Here is an 18,720-nt window from a genome sequence, read left to right on the forward strand (position 1 = left end):
CTGTAGAGACGAACGGGCGCCGTCGGGGGCAGAGCGCGCTGCCCGTTAGGTCACGCGGGGGGTGCTGTCCGTGCCGCGTAGGCCAGGTTCTGGGCGCGGATGACCGCGTCGAAGGACTCGTCGGTCCCGGCCCGGCCGTACAGCGCGAAGTAGCCGAGGGACTTGCCGTGCTGAATCGCGCTGGTGCGGTCGGCGGCCGTCTCGTACGTGAGGCTGTCGTGACCGTCGCGCAGGATGACGGCGGCGAAGTGGTTCGCCCAGCCGTCCGGGGCCGCTCCGGTCAGGTCGACGAAGTGGTTCTCGCCCACCGCGGGTGCGTCGCGTCGCACGCTGAGGCCGCCGTCCGCCGGCCTGCCGATGAGCTGCGCCGCCGCGCCCTGGCAATCGTTGGGGAGCGTGATGAGCAGCTCGTGCACCAGGCTTTCCTGGTTCTCGACGGCGGGGAGTCCGGCGAGGAAGTCGGCGGTCAGGCCCGGCATGAGGACGGCGAGGTCCTTCAGCCCCTCCCGGCCGGTGCGTTCCGGATAGGGGAACTTCGCGGCGGCCCAGCCACCGCCCATCGTGGCCACCGCCAGCTTCATGGCTTCGGCCCGCAGACCGTCGATGACGGGGTCCGGCGTTTTGGTCCGCGTCTGGAGCGCCGTCGTGATGCGCCGGGCGAGGGCGATGAGCTGCCCGAATTCCGGGGGGTCGGCCAGGGACCGCTGATATGCGGCACGTTTGTCGTCCCGCTGCGCCGCGCTGTCCCCGCTGACGGGCTCGTGACCCGCCCCTTCCGGGGACCGGCCTGCCGCCCGTACGGCGGCCTCGGCCCTCGCCGCATCCTTGTACACGGGCAGCACCCGATACAGGGTGCGCTCACCGACCTGCACCGCTGCCCCGCGCTCCAGAGTGATCGCCACCCGGTGCTGGGCGTCGAGGCCGCGCGCGGCGGCTGTGATCATGTCGGCGTCGGCGTACGCCTCGTAGCGGCCCCGGATGGCGATGCAGCCACTTGCGGAGACCTTGTCGAAGCCGAGGGCGGCCTCTCCCTCCGCGTACCGCTGTATGGGCTGGGCGTGCCGTGGGTCTCTTGCGTTCTCCGGCGTGGGGGCCAGGGCGCGGGCGACCGCGGCATTTCCCGCTGTCCGTTGGAGGGCGCGCAGTGCGTCCGGCTGATGGGTGGGCAGGGCTGAGGCAGGGGTGCGGGGGCGCTCGGTGCCGCGGGTCGCGGTGCGTGCCGCCGATTCCTCTCTCGTGGCCCGCCGTTCGTGTGCGTGCACGATGACTCCGTTCTGGCCGCCCGGTGGCTCGTCGGTCGGCGGTCGTTCTGAGCGGCCCCGCTGCCGATTTTCGGCCGCAGTGGGGTGCGCATCCAGAGGCGGAAGGGGGGCCGAAGGGGCAGGGCGGTTGCCCTGCCGAACACCGGTGAGCGTCGGCGAGGGCCGACGAGAAGCCCTGGTGGCGGGGGGAGGCGGGGAGCGAATAGTGGGCCGAAAACGGACGTTCTTGCGTCGGTCCTGATGAATCGGTGTCCGTACGCTGCGTTACCGTTTGGTACGACTGGTACACCAGTGCTGGTCCCAAGGGGTGGCGTCGCAGGACCGACATGGGCAGGGGAGCGAGCAGGCAGTGCGCGGCCACGCGGAGGAGGTGGAGGGCGCGGACGAGGCGAGCGGTCCGGACCGGGGGGACCGGTTACGGTTCCAGGTGCTCGGCCCGGTGGGCGCCTGGAGGGGTGACCGCCCGCTGAATCTCGGCTCACCGCAGCAGCGAGCCCTGCTGGCGGTGCTGATTCTGCACGCGGGCCGGCCCGTACCCGTACCGCAGTTGGTGGACGCGCTGTGGGGGGAGCGGCCGCCGCCGCGGGCGGTGGGAACCCTTCGTACGTACGTCTCGCGGCTGCGTGGCCTGTTGGAGCCGGACCGTGAGGCACGCCGGCCCGCGCGCCTGCTGGTGTCGTCGGGCGGCGGCTACGCACTACGGGTGCCGGGCGAGGCAGTGGATTCGACCCTGTTCGAGAAGCGGTTGGTCGCGGCGCGCCGGTTACGGGGCGTGGGCGACACCGCGGGCGCGTATGAGCAGCTGAGAGGTGCGCTGGCGCTCCCGGAGGGTGTGGCGCTGGCCGGGCTGCCCGGACCGTACGCCCAGCGGCAGCGCGACCGGCTCACCGAACTGTGTGTCGCCGCTCAGGAGGAACTCTACGACTGCGTAGTGAAGTTGGGTCGGCATAGCGCTCCGATGGGCGACTCGATCGCCGCCCTTCGCGCCTTCGCCACCGAGCATCCGCTGCGCGAACGCGCCCAGGCCCTGCTGATGCTGGCCCTGCACCGCGAGGGACGCCGGGCGGAGGCACTCGCGGTGTACGCGGCCACCCGCCGTACCCTCGACGCCGAACTCTGCACCGAGCCGGGCGACGAACTCCGTGCGCTCCATTCACAGTTGCGCGAGGGGTCGCTGCGCCCTGGGCCCGGTCGTTGGCCCGGGGGATCCGGCTTTGGCCATGCCGGTGATCGGGCCCGTTCTGACCGTGGCCGTACCGGTGACAGCCGCGCCCGCCGGCCCCACCCCACCCGGGGCACCTCGCGTATCGGCCCGCCACTGCGCGTACCGGCTCAGCTCCCGCCTGACATCGCCGATTTCTCGGGGCGCGCGGAGGCCGTCGCCCGCCTGGCGTCGGCGCTGCGGGGGGGCGTCCCTCGGACGGGCACCGGTGGTGGCCACGCTCAGTGGGCTCGGCGGGGTCGGCAAGACCGCGCTGGCCCTGCATGTCGCGCACACCGTACGGGCCCACTTCCCCGACGGGCAGCTGTATGTGGACCTGCAGGCCACCGGCCTGGCTCCGGCCGACAGCAGCGCCGTTCTGACGCATCTCCTGCGCGCCCTCGGCGTCGCGGAGAGCGCCGTGCCCGACGGGTTGGAGCAGAAGGCCGCCCTGTACCGCTCACTGCTCGCTGACCGTGAGGTCCTCGTACTCCTCGACAATGCCCGCGACAGTGCACAGGTGCGGCCGCTGCTGCCCGGGGCGCCGGGGTGCGCGGTGCTGGTCACCAGCCGTGCCCGGACGCTCGCGCTGCCCGCCGCGTTCCGCGTCGACGTGGAGGTGATGGACGAAGCAGAGGCGCTGGCGCTGCTCGACGCGATCGTGGGGGCGGAGCGGGTGGCCGCCGAGCCGGAAGCCGCACGCGAACTGATCGCCGCCTGCGGCGGGTTGCCGCTCGTCGTGCGGATCGCCGCCGCCCGCCTGGCGTCCCGGCCGGGCCGGACGATGGCCGACCTCGTGGCCCGGCTGAGCGATGAGCGACGGCGGCTGGACGAGCTGCGGGTGGGCGACCTGGGAGTGGAGGCGACCTTCCGGGGTGGCTACGACGCGCTCGGGCCGGGCCATGCCCACGCCTTCCGGGCCATCGCCCTGTGCGGCATGCCGACTTTCTGCCGGGGCGCCGCGGCCGCACTCCTGGACACCACCGACGACGAGGCGGAGGCGGCGGTCGAGACGCTGGTCGACGCCGGGCTCGTGGAGCTGCACGGCGACGACCGCTACCGCTATCACGAACTCGTCGGGCTCTTCGCGCGCCGGCTGGGCGAGGCATGCGACAGCCCACGGGAGCGGGAGGAGGCGCAGCGCCGCTTCTCGGACTACGTGCTGGCCACCGTCCTGACCGCGGAGCGGCTGATCAGGCCGCACGGTGCCCTGCCCGATCTGCTGCGCCGCCCGGAGTCCCCGGGCCGTACGCTCGCCGATGCCAACGCCGCGCACGAGTGGCTGCACCTCGCGCACACGCGGTTGTACGCGGCCGTGGAGCGGGCCTTGGACACGGCGCCCGGTCTGCTTCATTCCGCCGTGGATCTCCTCACCGCGTGGTCGCATGTGCTCAGCGGCACCGACCGCCACCGCACCCTCGAACCGCTCGTTCACCGCGCCGTGGACCGTGCCCGTCTGCACGGCGACGACGTGGCCACGGCGCGCGCCCTGCGCCTTCTCGGGGCTCCGTCCCACAGCACCGAGCCTCGCGGACGGGCTGAGCGCGCGCTGCTGGAGAGCTCGCGGCCGGCCAAGTCGTCCGGTGATCCATTGGTCAGCACCGACGCCGCACACGAACTGGTCCTCGTACGCGTGGCGATGGGCCGGGAGCGCGCGGCGCCGGCGTGCGCGCAGGCACTCACCGTGGCGGAGCCGCCGATCCCGGATCCGCACCGGGCTCCGTTCCCGGGCCGGATGCCGTATCTGCGCCCGCTGAACCGCCCGGCTGCGCGTGCGGAATACGGGGGACGCCGTGCGTGTCGAGGCGACCGAGCAGCACGAGGTCCGACTGTCGTAGGAGCCGGAAGGACATCTGGTTCTGCCCCCGGCTCTGCCCTTACGGCCCTGCCACGGGCCCGGCACGGCCGGTTGACTGACCTGGTGAGTATGTGGACTTCACTGGAACCGGCCGCGATCACCGTCGACCCCGGTTCCGTCGCGAGCGTAGGGCTGCGGGTACGCAACACGGGCGACACCGTTGAGGAGTACCGGCTGCGGCCGGCCGGTGCCGCCGCCGGCTGGACACGGGTGGAGCCGGACGTACTGCGGCTGTATCCCGGGGCCGAGGGCACGGCGCAGGTCTTCTTCGCGCCCCCGCGGACGTCGGACGCCGTGGCCGGTCCGACGCCCTTCGGGATACGCGTCGAGCCGGCCGAGCACCCCGAGATCCGCGATGTGGTCGAGGGACAGATCACGGTGGGGCCGTTCACCGAACTCCGCTGTGAGCTGGTGCCCTTGTCCGTACGCGGCCGATGGCGCGCCAAAGCGGCGGTCGCCGTCGACAACCTCGGCAACCAGCCGCTGACGGTTTCCCTCTCCGGCCGCGAGAACGGCGACGCCCTCACCGTCGAGCCGGAGCCGACATCGGTCCAGGTCGCGCCGGGCCGCGCCGGCTTCGTGCAGCTCAACATCCGTCCCGGAACGGTGAGCTGGATCGGCGGCACCGACAAGCACCCCTTCACCGTCGCCGTGCAGCGCGCCGGAGTCCCCGAGCCGATCGACCTGCGCGGCACCTACATCCAGCCGTCCGTGCTGCCGCGCTGGGTGATGGCGGTGTGCTCGCTGCTGGTCGTGGCGGCGCTGGCGTTCGTGGCGCTGTGGTTCAAAGCCGTGCCCAAGGTGCCCACGAGCGCGCGGGAGAAGCCGGCCCCGGCCGGGAGCAAACTCCCGCAGGAGGACAAGAAGCCCTCTCAGGAGCCGACCAAGGAGCCCTCCGAGAAGCCCCCGCCCCCGCCCGAGAAGGAGTCACCCGAGGACACCGGCGAGGAGGAGGGCCCGAAGGCGCAGACCATCCGGTCCAACGCCAACGGTGGCTGGTACCTCCAGGCCAACGGGGGCAACCAGGTCGACGGTACGCAGATCGGCCAGAACCCCGAGTGGACGGGTGACCAGTTCGGCCGCAACCAATGGTGGATCATCCACCACTACCCCGAGGACAACACGATCGCCCTGGAGCCGGCCAGTGCCCTGGGCAGCGTTGCCGAGCTGAAGGCGAACACCAACGAGGTCCAGCTCTGGGCGGCCGACCCGGAGCAACTGACGTCGGGCAAGCTGCCGCCCCAGCAGAAGTGGCGGCTGGTGGACGCGGGCGACGGCCGGACCCGCATCGTCAACATGCGCAACGAGGAGTGCCTGACCGATCTGCAGAACGACAAGGGCGCGTTGTCCTGGAAGTGCTCGGACGGGCCCAACGAGCGGCAGGACTGGAAGATCTCCGAAGGGCCGTGAGGAATGCCGGGGCCGGGGCATCGCCCGGCCCCGGCACCCGGAGGGTCAGTCCCACAACGGCGACGCGTCCGGCACCAGCCGCCCCATCTTGCGGTACTCGCGCTTGGCCCCGGCCCGTACGTCCTCGGCCGACACCGCCTCACCGCGCCCCGCCGCGAGATAGCCCGCGGTCACCGCGGCCGACCGGATCGCCCCGCCGGACAGCTCGAACTCCTTGGCGCAGACGTCGAGTTCAAGGTCATCCACGCAAGGGGTGGCCGCCAGACATGAACGCCACAAGGCGAACCGCTGCCCGGCGTCCGGGAACGGGAAGTCGACCACCAGATCCAGCCGCCGGGTGAACGCATCGTCGATGTTGGCCCGCAGATTTGTGGTCAGGACGGCGATCCCGTTGAACGCCTCCAGCCGCTGCAGCAGATACGCGCTCTCCAGGTTCGCGTACCGGTCGTGCGAGCTCTTGACCTCCGAGCGCTTGCCGAAGACGGCGTCGGCCTCGTCGAAGAGCAGCACGGCGTCCGTGCGGTCGGCCTCGGAAAAGATCCGCTCCAGGTTCTTCTCGGTCTCCCCGATGTATTTGTCCACCACCGCGGAGAGTTCCACCACATAGAGATTCAGGCCCAGCTCGCCGGCCACGACCTCTGCGGAGTGCGTCTTTCCGGTACCGGATTCCCCGGCGAACAGGGCCACCACGCCCCTGCCGCGCCCACCGCCGGCGCGCAGTCGCCACTCGCCCAGTACCTTCTCCCGATGCCGCGCCCGCTGCACCAATTCGCGCAACAGCGCCAGTGGTTCGGGCGGCAGGACGAGCTCGTCGAAGCCGACAGCCGGCCGCACGCGCCGGGCGTGCCGGTCCAGCAGTGGCGCGGACTGCAGGCGGGCGCTGTGCTGGACATGGGCGGCGGTCAGCGGCGTCCCGTCGAAGGCGGCGAGGGCGGTGGCCGCTCGGGCCGCCCGTCGGATCTGAGCGGCCCCCAGCCGGTACGGCGCCACGGCCGCTTCGAGGTCGAAGTCCCCGTCCACGGAGCCGAGTTCCGCGCTCCAGACCTCACCCACCGCCGCCCCCTCATCCGGCGCGTCCAGCGCGAACAGTCCCGAATCAGGGGCCCAGCCCGGGTCATACGGCTCGCTTCCGAAGAAGACCACCGGCACGCCCTTGCCCGCCAGCGCCCTGACGACCCCATCGGGCCGCTCCGGCAGTGGCCCCACGACGACCGCGGCCCGCCGCAGTCGCGCTTCGCGCAGTAGCGGGCCCGCGAGGCCGGCGCCGTCCCCGCGGGGACCGTCCCGGCCATCCGGCCGATACCGCAGCACGGGCATGCCGGCGCGCCGCAGCCCGTCGGTCACCGGTTCGGCTGCGGTACCGGGCCGGGGCTCCCGTAGATGTACGGCGAGCGGTCGCTCGTACGCGAGCACGGCGAGCCGCCCGGCAAACGCCCGGTCCTCGGTACCGGCATCGCTTCCCGTACGGCCGTCGGTACGTCGTCCCGTCGGCAGCAACTCCACCTCTTCACCGCTGAGTTCGGGATCCAGAGCGTCGTCTCCCAGCAGATGTGCCACCACCCGCTCCGGCACCCGCAGCGCCCGCCCCGGCAGTGGCCGGTCCTCGTCCTCGATGACGAGCAGCCCACCGGACAGCAGGGGCGCGGCGGGGTGGAAGCGCGCGCGGGCATCGGACTCGTACGGGCCGGTGCCCGCGAGGTCCAGCGCGAGCGCGACCGTGGCACGGCGACGACCGACATCGTCGTTGAGGTAGCCGTACAGCGGCTCGAAGCCCCGGTCCACATCGGGCGCGAGCGCGGCCAGGAGGATATCCATGTCCAAAGCCGACAGCCCGAACCGCTCGGCGAGCACGGCCGGTCGATCCGATGATGCCCATCGGTCCGATGCCTCGTCATCCAGCGCGCCCGTATACGCCTTAGCCGCAGACATCTCGCCTGTATACGCCCCGCCCGTTCCCTCTGTCGGCGATGGCGCGGCGGCCAGCCGTCTGGCCGTCTCCGGGGTCACATACAGCCCGCGCAGCGGGTCGGCAGCCGTCGGATCGTCGGCGCTGCGCCGCTCGACCAGCCCGGCCACCCGCTCGCGCAGCCCCGCCAGCAGGCCCAGCAGTGCGCCGCCGGCGTTCTCGCTCACTGTCGTGGCATTCACCGTTCCCCCTCGCTGTCCCTTGCGGACGGCGAGGCACCCGGGTGGGAGCGGAGCATCCGGGGCTGGGAGTCGCCGGGGACGCCGTCGAGTCCGGAGACGACCGCGACCGCGCCCTCTGTGACCGGCGGCGCCACCGCGTACGAAGGCGAGATCGGGAAGGGCACGGTGATTACCACGTCCAGGGACGGCTTGAGTTCGCCGCCGAGTGCCGACCAGATATCGGCGATCGAGCGGGACTCGGGGGGCGGCACCGCGACCGTGAGCGGGATGCTCACCTCCAGCGCCCGGAGCGCGTCCGGCAACGCGGCCGCCGGCAGGGCCTCGTGCGAGAGCAGGCACCCCAGCGCGGCCGACAGCAGCCGGTGCTCGTCCTCCGGGCGTGTGGTCCACGCCGTGACCAGGTACGACAGCCGGAACCAGCGCGGCGGCTGATGCCTGCGCACGACCACACCACTGGCGTCCCGCTCCGATATCGTCCCGCGCTCGCGGCGGGCGACCTCCTCGCGTATGTCGTAGAGATACGCATTGAGCGTGGGTGCGTTGCGCCGCGCCGCCCAGTCGCGGGTCGGCGCCTCGAACGCGACGTCCCCGGTGCCGTCCGGCAGAACCCCGCCTCGCAGCACGGACCGCATCGCCTCATCGACTTCGTGAATCACGCCCGCTCCTCCGCCCGGTGCTCCGGCGCCCGAACGTCCGCTGCCAACCCCGTCATCGCTCCACCCTCTGCTCTCGCACCCGGTCCCCTGACCGCTGCCGCACCTGCATTCGTGCCTGCTTCCGTCCGCATCAGATGTATCCCTCGCGCAGTGCGTACGCGACGGCGTGCGCGCGGTTGTGCAGTTGCAGCCGCGTCATCAGGGCGTGCAGGACGTTCTTGACGGTGCGTTCGGAGTAGGCGAGCTTTTCGGAGATCTGCCGGGTGTCCAGCCCCTCTGCGACCAGCCGCAGCACATCGACCTCGCGCGGCGCCATACCGAGCGTCGGCACGAACGCCACGGAAGCGGATGACACCGCCGACCGCCGCAGCCGCCCCACCTGTGTGAGCAGCCTGCTGACCAGGTCCGGCGGCAGGTCGCCCTCGCCGCGCGCCGCGCTCTGCACCGCCCGTAACAGCCGTTGTGGGGTGGCCTGATGACGCCAGAGTATGGCCCGTACGCCGTACTCCACGACCGTCAGCAGTTCCGGCTCGCGCAGATCCCGAGCAATCAGCACCACGCGCTGCTCACCACCCCGTACAAGCCGTCTCAGCTCGGTCGCGGCGATCTCGTCGAACCGCTCGATGAGCATGATCGCCACGGTCCCGACCGCCTTCCCGCCACCGTCGCTCTCTCTCCCGCCCTCCACCCCTTCCGCCCGCTCCCTTGCCGTCGTTCCGCCCTGGTTCTGGACGATCTCGACGGTGGGCTGGTGCCGTAAGTGGCTGACGACTCCGGCCCGACTGAGCGGGTCGGAGGCGTGCACCGTCACCGTGACCTGTGTATCCAGCACTTATATTCCTCGTCTCGCCCCCGTATACCGACTGCCGCAGAGTCCGTGAGGGCAATCAACAATCGCTTACCGGGAAATCAACGCCGGAAGCGAACGCTTCGGCGGCCTGGCGTTGCCCGCTTGATGGGGTGGCCAGTTGGTGGGATGTGTCCGTCCGCTTCAGGCCCAGGTCTGTCGCATGCGCGAGCACACGCCTGAGATGCGGCGACTACCCACTCACTGATGCTGGACCGGCGGGCAGTGGCCGGTCTTCTCGCCGATCGTGTTGATGTCGGCGTTGGACCTCGGGTCTCCGGCGTAGTTGACCTGATCGGTGCAGCTCACCCCGGACTTCTTGGGGGTGCCCGACGGCTCGGCGTTGGGGGAGCGCCGGGCGGTCTTGGCTGTGGAAGTGGGGGACTGCGTGGCGTGCGCAGAGGCGGAGGATGATGAGGCGTCGGTGCCGCTGTCCTGACAGGCGGTGAGTCCGAAGGCGGCGACAGCGATCACCGTGGCGGCGGCGGCCTTGCGGGCGTAGCGGATCGTGGTGTGGGACATGGTCTTCCCGTTCTCTCCAAGTAGCGTTTCGGGCTCGGGAGAACAAGACTGTCGGCCACTGCTGATGATCTACCGCCGTACGACTAACGCCCCACTAACGTCCGACATGGGCCGAGCAATCGGGCGCATGCGGGGGTGACGAGGGAACGAGGGCTCGCGGAGCAGAAGGCGGCCGGGCGCCGGCGGGCAGCGAGTCCGGCCGTGATCGACGACGTCGAGGCCATTGTGCGGCGGTTTCATCGCGCGTCGTAGCGGAATGCCGTCAGCGGAGGTCGGCACGGTGGCGGTTGCGACCATCTGGCCAGAGCCCGATCCGCCCTTGGTGGCTGCACAGGGCCGCATCCTCGCCGAGGCGTTGTGGGGCCGGAGGCCCGCCGTGTCCGGTCGCGACGCCGGGGCCTACGAGTCGCGCACCTGTTGCAGTGTGGTCCGCAGCCGGTTGCCGGCGCCCAGCAGGTGGCTGCTGAGGAGGCTGGTGGCCTCCGTGACGTCGCGGGAGCGGATGGCGCGCAGCAGGTCGGCGTGGGCTTCCGCGGCGGGCCGGAGGTCGCGGTCCTGGGTGTTGGTGACGTCCAGGATGACGGCGAACACGGGCCGGTACTGTTCCCAGACCGCGGTCAGCCGTCGGTGTCCGGCCAGTGCGTAGAACGTGGAGTGGAACTCCAGGTCGGCCTGGGCGAAGGCGGTCGGGTCCCCCTTGTCGGCCGCCTCCATCATGGCGGTGACCAGCGGTTCCAGCGCGTCGGTCTCGTTCTTCCCGGCGCGGTCGATGGCGCGGGTGATGGCCAGTCTCTCCAGGGACTCACGCAGGGTGAACAGCTCGTCGATGTCGTCCTCGTCGAGCCCGGTGACGTAGACGCCGCGGCGCCGGGACTCCACCAGGCCCTCCGCTTCCAGCAGCCGTAGGGCGTCGCGGATGGGGCCGCGGCTGACGTCGAAGCGGTCCGCCAGGGCCCCTTCCACCAGATGCGTTCCCGGGTCCAACTGCCCGCTGACGATCAGTACCCGCAGCTGGTGTGCCACGCGCTCTCCGAGCGGCAACTGCCGCACCTGCCTCACGGCCAGCTGGTCCACGCCGAGCCCTCCCTCGTTCTTCGCCTGTCGCCGTCAACGGTTGACGGGCACCTACTATCCCATCGTGCGCGACGGCTGCCGGTCCAGGCGCAGTGGCTCCACCGCCGGCAGGAGGAAGGCGTATGTGACCGCGCCCAGCAGCGCGACGCAGCCGGCCGTGATCAGTGGGACGAAGAAGGAGCCGGAGCTGCCCATCAGCACCCCCAGGAGCAGCGGGGAGACGATTCCCGCGATGTTGCCGGCGGTGTTCTGGATGCCCGCGATGGAGCCGACGTGGCCGGGGGTGGGGGCGATGTCGCCGGGCAGTGCCCACACGCTGGCGGCCGCGAAGGTGGAGCAGAAGTACGACGCGGACAGGGCGGTCAGGGCCATGCCGACGCTCGGGGAGACGACGGCGAGAGCGATGACGGAGGTGCCCAGCAGGCCACCGACGAGGCAGACCTTGCGGGCCTTGGTGACGGGGGTGCCGCGCCGCACGAGCCAGTCCGAGACGAGGCCGCCGCACCAGCCGCCGACCATGGAAGCGAGCCCGGGCACCATGCCCAGGAAGCCGAACTTCATCGTCGACAGGTGGTACGTCTCCACCAGGTACGACGGGAACCACGTGATGAAGAAGTAGGCGACGAAGTTGACGCAGAAGAAGCCGAGCATCATCGCCCACACCAGGCGGAACCGGAACAGGTCGCGCCAGCGGACCTCGGTCTGCTCGGGTGCGTCGGTGCTGTCCTGGCCGGCCTTGATGTACTCCAGTTCCGGCTTCGTCAGCTGCCCGTGCCGCTCCGGGTCGCGGTAGTACAGCCACCAGCCGAACGCCCACACCACGCCAAGTCCTCCGGCGATGGCGAAGGCGGCCCGCCAGCCGAAGGCGCCGACGACGATCGCGACGAGCGGGATGGACAGGGCGCCGCCGACGGCGTTGCCGTTGTTGAAGGTCGCCGACGCGAAGCTGCGCTCGGTCTTCGGGAACCACCGTGAGACGACCTTGGCGCTGGACGGGAAGGACGGAGCCTCGCCCAGACCGAGCACCATGCGCAGGGCGAGCAGCAGTCCCGTGCCGCGGGCGAGCCCCATCAGGGCGGTGGCCACGCCCCACCACAGGCTCGCGAAGAACAGCGTGACGCGCGGGCCGAACCGGTCGGCCAGCCAGCCACCCGGCATCTGTCCGAACGCGTAGGTCCAGAAGAACGCGGACATGATCGTGCCGGCGAGGGCGGGGGAGATGTGGAAGTCCTCACTGATGTGCGGCAGTGAGACGCTGAGGGCGGCGCGGTCGATGTAGTTGATCGTGATGCCGACGAACAGCAGGCCGAGCACGGCGAAGCGGACGCGGCCGACGCGCGGCGGGCCGGCTGCCGGGGTCTTGGCGTCGGCCGTCGGCGTTCCGTCGGCGGTCCGGGTTCCGGTCATGCTGGGCTCCCTGGGAATGCCGGCCATCAGGCGCGAGCCTGGTCGGGGGTGACGCCGTTGACGACGTTGCGGGGCTGCTTGCCGGAGAGCACCAGGTCGAGGCTCTCGATCACGTCGGCGCGCAGGTTTTGGTACGCCTCGTGGGTCACGCCCGCGGCATGCGGGTTCAACAGGACATCGGTGCGGCCGCGCAGGGGCGAGGCGGCGGGCAGCGGTTCCTCGGCGAAGACATCGAGCGCCGCGCCGGCCAGTTGCCCGGAATCGAGTGCCCGCACGACGGCCGCCTCGTCCAGCACGCCACCGCGCCCGGCGTTCACCACCCAGGAGCCGCGGGGCATGCGCCCCAGCGCGTCGTCGCCGATCAGGCCGCGGGTGGCGTCGTTCAGCGGCATGTGCAGGGTCAGAACATCGCTGCGGGCGGTGAGTTCGTGGAGGTCGACGTACTCCCGGCCGGGCTCGCTGGGTGCCGGGTCGTGGACGAGGACGCGGGCACCGAACGCGTCGAGGCGGCGGGCGACGGCACGCCCGATATTGCCGAAGCCGGCAATCCCGACGGTCAGCGACGACACGTCGCGGCCCCTGACCCCCTCGGGCCCCCATTCTCCGCGCTCGACCTTGGCGTGACCGAAGGCGTACGGCCGCAGCAGATACAGCAGTGCGCCCACGGCCCAGTCGGCCACCGCGTCGGTGTTGAAGCCGGGCAGGTTGGCGACGGGGATGCCGCGTTCGGCGGCGGCGCGGTGGTCGACGCCGTCGAAGCCGACGGCGACGGACTGAATCAGGCGGCATCGCGGCATGGCGTCCAGCAGTTCCGCGGTGATCCGGCGTTCCTTCTCCAGCGGGGCCAGCACGATCGTCGCGGTCGCCAGCGCGTCGAGGTGGTCGCGCGGGTCGTCGTCCGGGCCGATCTCGGTGATCCGCAGGTCGGGGTGGCCCGGGAGGAGGCGGCGCAGGTCGGCGGGGCGGAGGTCGTTCAAGTGGTAGCGGCTGACCAGATGTTCCGGCTGCTCCGGCATGTGAGTGCTCCGGTGTTCTGAAGGGGTGGCGGCGACCCCGGCGGCTCGTGACACCGCAGATCATCGGGCGTACGATGAAGTCTCGTCAACGGTTAACCGTAGACTGATTCTGGAGATTAACCGTGCCCCGGAAGGACCGCTCGCCCATGCCTGCGACGCAGACCACCGTCATCACCCCCCTGACCACCCCTTTCACCCCGGACGGCGACCTCGATCCGGGCGCTGCCCGCGAACTGTTCCGCTTCACCGCCGACACCACGGGGCAGCTGATGATCGCCGGGACAACCGGGGAGTTCCCCGCCCTGGACCGTGCGGAGAGGTGCGCTCTGATCGAACTCGCCCTGGAAGTCGCAGGCCCTGACGCCGTCATGGCCCATGTCGGTGCCCCCGATGCGCACACGGCCGTGGCGCTCACGCGTGACGCGGTCTCCGCGGGCGCAACCCGGCTCGCGGCGCTCACCCCGTACTACCTGGCCGCCGAACCGGACGAGCTGCGCGACTATTTCCTGCGCGTAGGGCAGGCGGCAGGGGATGCCGAGCTGTACGCGTACCTCTTCCCCGAGCGCAGTGGCATCACCGTCGCCCCCGAGCTGTTCGCGCAGCTGGCGGAGGAGTGCGCCCTGGACGGTGTGAAGCTGAGTGGCGGGCCGTCCACCGAGGTCGCGGCGTACCGTGCCGCCCTGCCTGCGGAGTTCACCGTCTATTCGGGCAACGACGCCTTGCTGACCACGGTCCTCGACGAGGGTGGCGCGGGTGTGATCTCCGGCTGCTCCGGCGCGCTCCCCGAACCCTTCCTGGAGCTGGCCACCGCCAAGCTGGCCGGTGCCGGAGCCGGCGAACTCGCGCCGCTGCAGGAGCGGGTGGACCGGGTGGTCGCCCTGCTCGGCCCGAGTGCCGGACGGATCAAGCACGCCCAGCGCGTACGCGGCCTGCCGGCCGGCTCCTCCCGTATGACCGTCGGCTACCCGGACCCGCAGACGGCGGCCGAGATCGAGAAGCTGGTGGCGGACCTGGCCGGCTGAGTTCCCGCGAGGGGCCACGGCGACTTCGACGACACGGCCTGGCGGCGGGTGCACGAAGGACCGCGCACCCGCCGCGTCGCGTGCCGCCCGACGGGGTCAGCTCTCGCGCTGGAACCGGGCCAGGGCGTGGGCCGTCGCCCGTGTCGCCGGATACAGCTCCCGGTACAGGCCGTGCAGCCGGTCGTACGCCACCACCGCGGCGGGGTCCGGCACGCGCTGTTCGCGTACCGGGTTCCAGACCGCGATGTCCGCCTCCGCGGTGCGCTGCGCGGCCAGCCGGGCGGCGCCGTAACTGGCGCCGACCGTGACGGTGGGGATGTCCTGCGGCAACCCGGTGACGTCGGAGACGATCTGTGTCCACAGCCCGCCCTGTGTGCCGCCGCCGACCGCGACGACACGTTTGATCCCGGCGCCCGCCTCGCCCATCGCCTCGATGTTGTGGCGCACGCCGTGCGCGGTGGCCTCCAGCGCTGCCCGGTACAGGTCCCCGCGGGTGTGCTCGACGGTGAGACCGGCGATCACGCCCCGTGCGTCGGGGTCGGCGACCGGAGTGCGCTCACCCGCGAAATACGGCAGCATCGCCAGACCGCGCGCACCGAGACCGCTGAGAGCGGCCTCCTTGAGCAGGTCCGCGTGACCGGGCGAACCGAACAGGCCGCGCAGCCACTCGGTGACCGCCCCCGAGGTGGCCATGCCGCCGGCTAGAGAGCGGGTGTCGGGGAAGGCGCCGACGGTGCTCCACAGCTCCGGCACCCGCAACTGCTCGGTGACGGTGGCGATCAGGAACATCGTCGTGCCGTACATGAGCATCAGATCGCCCGGTCGTGTCGCGCCGACGCTGACGGCCTCTGTCCAGGCATCGATGGTGCCGGTGATGACGGGGGTGCCCGTGGCGAGACCGGTCGCCGCTGCCGCCTTGGCGCTCACCGTGCCCGCCGGGTCGCCGGGCCAGCGCAGCTCGGGGAGTTCCGCATGCGGCCACACCGCCTCCACCCACGGCCGGTACCAGTCCCGCGCCCGGGTGTCGTAGAAGGGGGCGGACTGGCTGGCCGAGTGGTGGTCGAGAACGTAGGCCCCGGTGAGCCGGTGGGCGAGGAAGGACGCCGGCATGAACAGCCGCCGGGCGGCGGTGAACACCTCCGGCTCATGCTCGGCCACCCAGGCCACCTTCGGCCCGACCGCCTGTGTGGACAGCACGCTGCCGCACCGGTCGAGGACGGCTTCCCGGCCGAGTTCCGCATGGAGCCGGGTGATCTGCGCGCCGGCCCGGGTGTCCACGCCGTACAGGATCGCCGGTCGCAGTTGCCGGTTCGCGGCGTCCGCGAGGGCGACGCACGGGCCCATCCCGCTGACGCCGACCGCGTCCACCCGCTCGCCGCCGGCCAGGAGCTCGCGCGTGATGCCGCAGAACTCCGCCCACCACACTTCGGGGTCCATCTCGACATGCCCCGCCCTCGGGCGGGAGACCGAGTGCCGGCGCACCGCGGCCGCCAGGACCGTGCCGGAGGCATCCACCAGGACGCCCTTGCTGCTTGAGGTGCCGATGTCGACGCCGAGGAATCTCATATCCGGGTATCCCCGCACAGGTGGACGGTGACACCGAGTTCGTGGAACGCCGCTGCCTTGGCGACGAGTGCCGCGTCGGCGGTGGCGGCGTCGGCGGCGTACACGAGCTGGACGTGGTTGGCCTTGTGCCGTGCCATGAACTGGTCGCGGCTGACGCCGTGGGTGACCACATGGGCGATCGGCCACTCGGGGTTCGTCGCGGCCCAGCGGCGCTCGGTCTCCTCGGCGGGCAGTTCGACGACCGAGCCGCGGCCGATGTCCAGGTGGAGCCCGCCGTCGGCGATGTAGAGCCGGGACCAGACGATCTCGCCCGGTTTGCTCACGCCCTTGATGGTGCCGCCGCCGGCGGGGAAGTACACCGGGCTCTGCCGCAGGCTGACCGCGCCCGCGTAGCCGCCGGTGAGGTGGGAAGCCGGTACCGACCCGGAGATCTCGTAGACCCAGACGAACTGCCCCTCGTACTCCGCGCCCCAGCGCACATCGTGCAGCGTGGTCGCCGGGTCCAGGCCCATGGCGGTCCAGATCCGGTGGGTGAGGAGCGCGTCGACGGCCACGCCTTCGTCGGCCTCGTTGAAGTGCGGTAGCGGCTCGCCCTCGTACAGCACGCGTGAGCCGTCGCGGCTGGTCACCTGCGGGCGCTCCCGGTTGTTGAGCAGGCCCTCGGCCAGGTCGGATGCGGGGGTGAGGTCCTTCAGGCCCTGCTGGTACTGGATTCCGACCGCGTCCAGACCGAAGTCATCGGCGATCCGCAGCCCCGCGATGTACATCTTCAGCTGTTCGCTGATCTGGCGGTCCGTCAGCTCGGTGGCTTCGTCGGTCCCGGTCGCGAAGGTCATGCCCGCCCGGTCGAGCCAGGCGCGGGCGGCGTCGGCCTCCGCGTCCGGGACGCGCAGCATCTCGGCGTACAGGGCGCTCTGCGACAGCCGTTCCTTGTAGATGCCCAGTGGATTGAGCAGCTCGTCGTCGATGATCGCGTTGTACATGCCCATGCAGCCCTCGTCGAAGACACCGATCAGGGCCTTGTCTCGGCGCAGTTGATCGGCAATCGCGACGCCCAGCGTGCGCTCCGCGGATGGGGGCAGCTCGGGCAGCGGCCGCACGTGGGAGTCGTCGTGCGTGACGAGCCCCGTCTCCGTCCACTCGCGCAGCCCGTCCAGGAACATGGCGTCGGTGAAGTCGACGGACCAGAGGGTGGAGTACTCCCGGCCCATCTTCGTCAGACCTGCGTTAAGCCCGAGCAGGCCGACGAGGCCGGGCCAGGTGCCGTCGAAGTTGGCGACCGTCAGCACGGGGCCGTCATGGGTGCGCAGGCCGGCCAGCACATGGTGGCTGTACTGCCACACCGCCTCGGCGGCGATCAGCGGGGCCTGAGGCGGGATGGTCTTGAAGACCTCCAGTCCGGCACGCTGACTGTCGATGAAGCCGTGCCCCTTGTCCTTGTCGTACGCGTGCGCCCGCCGCACCGTCCAGCCGAGCCCGGCGAAGGCCTCGGTGACGCTCTTTTCCAGCGCTTCCTGGGCGGGCCAGCCCGCCGCGTTGGCGGCCGGGCGCAGATCGCCGCTGGAGATCAGGTACGCGGTGCGCGGCGGGACGCCGAGGTGTGGCCGGGGCGTGGGCAGCCGGTAGGTCACGATTTCTCCAGAAGGGTCAGGGGCAGCCGGGCGAGGACGATGCCGCGCCGCTGCCAGGTGTAGGTGATGAGCAGGTCGGATCCGTCGAGGACGGCGGTCGGGTACGAGAACTCCGCGACGCCGCTGGTCACCACGCCGGTGTCACCCGGCGCGAAGCCGGGCCGTGCCCGCGCGTCGAGCAGTTGCGGTACGGCGGGGTCCACGGCGGTGAGTCCGTCGTCGACGACTGCCGCCTGACGCCAGGTGACCCCGTCGTCGTCCGAGACGGACACGGCGAGGGGGCAGCGGCTGCCCCAGTCCTGCGACGAGGGGTTGTGCACGCAGGCGATGCGTCCGGAGGGCAGGGCGAGAGCGCACAGCCCGGAGTTGTTGTTCGGCAAGCCGGTCGGGGCGGCCGCGCCCCAGTGCCGTCCGCCGTCTCCGGAGACGGCGCGGTAGGCGCGGCCTTCGGTACTGCGCATCAGGGCCACCGGACCGTCCGGGCCCAGCCACAGGGACGGCTGGATGTGGCCCGCGCCGCGCAGCGCCGAACGGTCGACGGGGATCGGGGTGCGCAACCAGGTCGTGCCACCGTCCGCCGAGATGTCGACGAACGGTTCCCAGCAGGGCGGTTCGGACCAGTGCTCGACCGAGGCCGGCGCCAGCCACACACCTTCGGGGGTGACCAGCGGCGGGTTCTTCACCGGTCCGCGGCCGCCGGACCTGTCGCCCTGGACCAGCTCCCTCGGCGGTTCCCAGGTCGCACCGCCGTCTCGTGTCCGGGTCACGAGGGTGACCCACTGCGAGATCCGCGGTCCGGCCTTCGCGAACAGCCACACCACACCGGCCTCGGACGGGTCCGGCGCGAGCACCGGATTCCAGTGGGCGACGTCGCGTCCGGTGTCGAGCGGATGGATCCCGTTCGGGCCCGACAGCCAGATGCGGTTGTCCGGCGTGCCCTCGCGGGTCCCCGCGAACCAGGCGACCACCGGGGCGCCTTCGGCGACGGCAACGGTCGAAGCGTGGCACTGGCGCCGGCGCGGATCGTCGACGGTCACGAACGAACGGGTGGGCGCCGGAAGGGCGGTGGCCTCGGGGTGTGACATCTCGGTCTCCGGAAG

13 protein-coding genes and 1 pseudogene are annotated in these 18,720 nt (G+C 71.6%); 3 read left to right on the forward strand and 11 right to left on the reverse strand.

What is annotated here, in order from left to right; translation table 11 throughout:
- Positions 1-50: 50 nt before the first annotated feature.
- The gene (locus ACH4FH_RS29780; RefSeq protein WP_398559037.1) at positions 51-1,262 is read right to left on the reverse strand and encodes a hypothetical protein; all 1,212 of its coding nucleotides are present in this window, start codon (positions 1,260-1,262) and stop codon (positions 51-53) included.
- Between the two features lie 439 nt (positions 1,263-1,701).
- Between ACH4FH_RS29780 and ACH4FH_RS29785 the strand changes: the two are divergent.
- Together ACH4FH_RS29785 and ACH4FH_RS29790 are read left to right on the forward strand one after the other, a co-directional pair.
- A pseudogene (locus ACH4FH_RS29785) lies at positions 1,702-2,367 on the forward strand (BTAD domain-containing putative transcriptional regulator); the annotation flags it as partial.
- Positions 2,368-2,695: 328 nt separating this feature from the next.
- Positions 2,696-5,731: an NB-ARC domain-containing protein gene (locus ACH4FH_RS29790; protein ID WP_398559038.1), complete on the forward strand. Its 3,036-nt coding sequence runs from the start codon at positions 2,696-2,698 to the stop codon at positions 5,729-5,731.
- Between the two features lie 45 nt (positions 5,732-5,776).
- Here ACH4FH_RS29790 and ACH4FH_RS29795 read toward each other — a convergent pair whose 3' ends face one another.
- The 7 genes from ACH4FH_RS29795 to ACH4FH_RS29825 form a co-directional block, all read right to left on the reverse strand.
- Positions 5,777-7,879: an ATP-binding protein gene (locus ACH4FH_RS29795; RefSeq protein ID WP_398559039.1), complete on the reverse strand. Its 2,103-nt coding sequence runs from the start codon at positions 7,877-7,879 to the stop codon at positions 5,777-5,779.
- On the reverse strand, positions 7,876-8,535 hold the full coding sequence (locus tag ACH4FH_RS29800) for a DUF4255 domain-containing protein (RefSeq protein ID WP_398559040.1): 660 nt from the start codon (positions 8,533-8,535) through the stop codon (positions 7,876-7,878). Before ACH4FH_RS29800 ends, ACH4FH_RS29795 begins: the two co-directional genes overlap by 4 nt.
- A gap of 130 nt (positions 8,536-8,665) precedes the next feature.
- Positions 8,666-9,367: a response regulator transcription factor gene (locus ACH4FH_RS29805; protein ID WP_398559041.1), complete on the reverse strand. Its 702-nt coding sequence runs from the start codon at positions 9,365-9,367 to the stop codon at positions 8,666-8,668.
- A gap of 216 nt (positions 9,368-9,583) precedes the next feature.
- Positions 9,584-9,904 carry a hypothetical protein gene (locus ACH4FH_RS29810; protein WP_398559042.1) on the reverse strand — a complete coding sequence of 107 codons (321 nt, stop codon included), beginning with the start codon at positions 9,902-9,904 and terminating at the stop codon, positions 9,584-9,586.
- Between the two features lie 399 nt (positions 9,905-10,303).
- On the reverse strand, positions 10,304-10,978 hold the full coding sequence (locus ACH4FH_RS29815) for a GntR family transcriptional regulator (RefSeq protein ID WP_398559043.1): 675 nt from the start codon (positions 10,976-10,978) through the stop codon (positions 10,304-10,306).
- A gap of 54 nt (positions 10,979-11,032) precedes the next feature.
- Positions 11,033-12,385: an MFS transporter gene (locus tag ACH4FH_RS29820; RefSeq protein WP_398559044.1), complete on the reverse strand. Its 1,353-nt coding sequence runs from the start codon at positions 12,383-12,385 to the stop codon at positions 11,033-11,035.
- Positions 12,386-12,411: 26 nt separating this feature from the next.
- The gene (locus ACH4FH_RS29825; RefSeq protein ID WP_398559045.1) at positions 12,412-13,401 is read right to left on the reverse strand and encodes a 2-hydroxyacid dehydrogenase; all 990 of its coding nucleotides are present in this window, start codon (positions 13,399-13,401) and stop codon (positions 12,412-12,414) included.
- A 146-nt stretch (positions 13,402-13,547) separates the two neighbouring features.
- On the opposite strand from ACH4FH_RS29825, the gene ACH4FH_RS29830 reads away from it, so the two are divergent.
- Positions 13,548-14,423 carry a dihydrodipicolinate synthase family protein gene (locus ACH4FH_RS29830; RefSeq protein ID WP_398559046.1) on the forward strand — a complete coding sequence of 292 codons (876 nt, stop codon included), beginning with the start codon at positions 13,548-13,550 and terminating at the stop codon, positions 14,421-14,423.
- A 96-nt stretch (positions 14,424-14,519) separates the two neighbouring features.
- Here ACH4FH_RS29830 and ACH4FH_RS29835 read toward each other — a convergent pair whose 3' ends face one another.
- Genes ACH4FH_RS29835 through ACH4FH_RS29845 form a run of 3 tightly spaced genes read right to left on the reverse strand, consistent with a single transcriptional unit; the run spans position 14,520 to position 18,705 of the window.
- Positions 14,520-15,989: an FGGY-family carbohydrate kinase gene (locus tag ACH4FH_RS29835; RefSeq protein ID WP_398559047.1), complete on the reverse strand. Its 1,470-nt coding sequence runs from the start codon at positions 15,987-15,989 to the stop codon at positions 14,520-14,522.
- Positions 15,986-17,620 carry a fucose isomerase gene (locus tag ACH4FH_RS29840; protein ID WP_398559048.1) on the reverse strand — a complete coding sequence of 545 codons (1,635 nt, stop codon included), beginning with the start codon at positions 17,618-17,620 and terminating at the stop codon, positions 15,986-15,988. Before ACH4FH_RS29840 ends, ACH4FH_RS29835 begins: the two co-directional genes overlap by 4 nt.
- Entirely contained in the window at positions 17,617-18,705 is a 1,089-nt protein-coding gene (locus ACH4FH_RS29845) for an exo-alpha-sialidase (RefSeq protein ID WP_398559049.1), read from the reverse strand. Before ACH4FH_RS29845 ends, ACH4FH_RS29840 begins: the two co-directional genes overlap by 4 nt.
- Positions 18,706-18,720 lie beyond the last annotated feature (15 nt).

Source organism: Streptomyces sp. NPDC017993, from assembly GCF_044328065.1.
Lineage (GTDB): Bacteria > Actinomycetota > Actinomycetes > Streptomycetales > Streptomycetaceae > Streptomyces.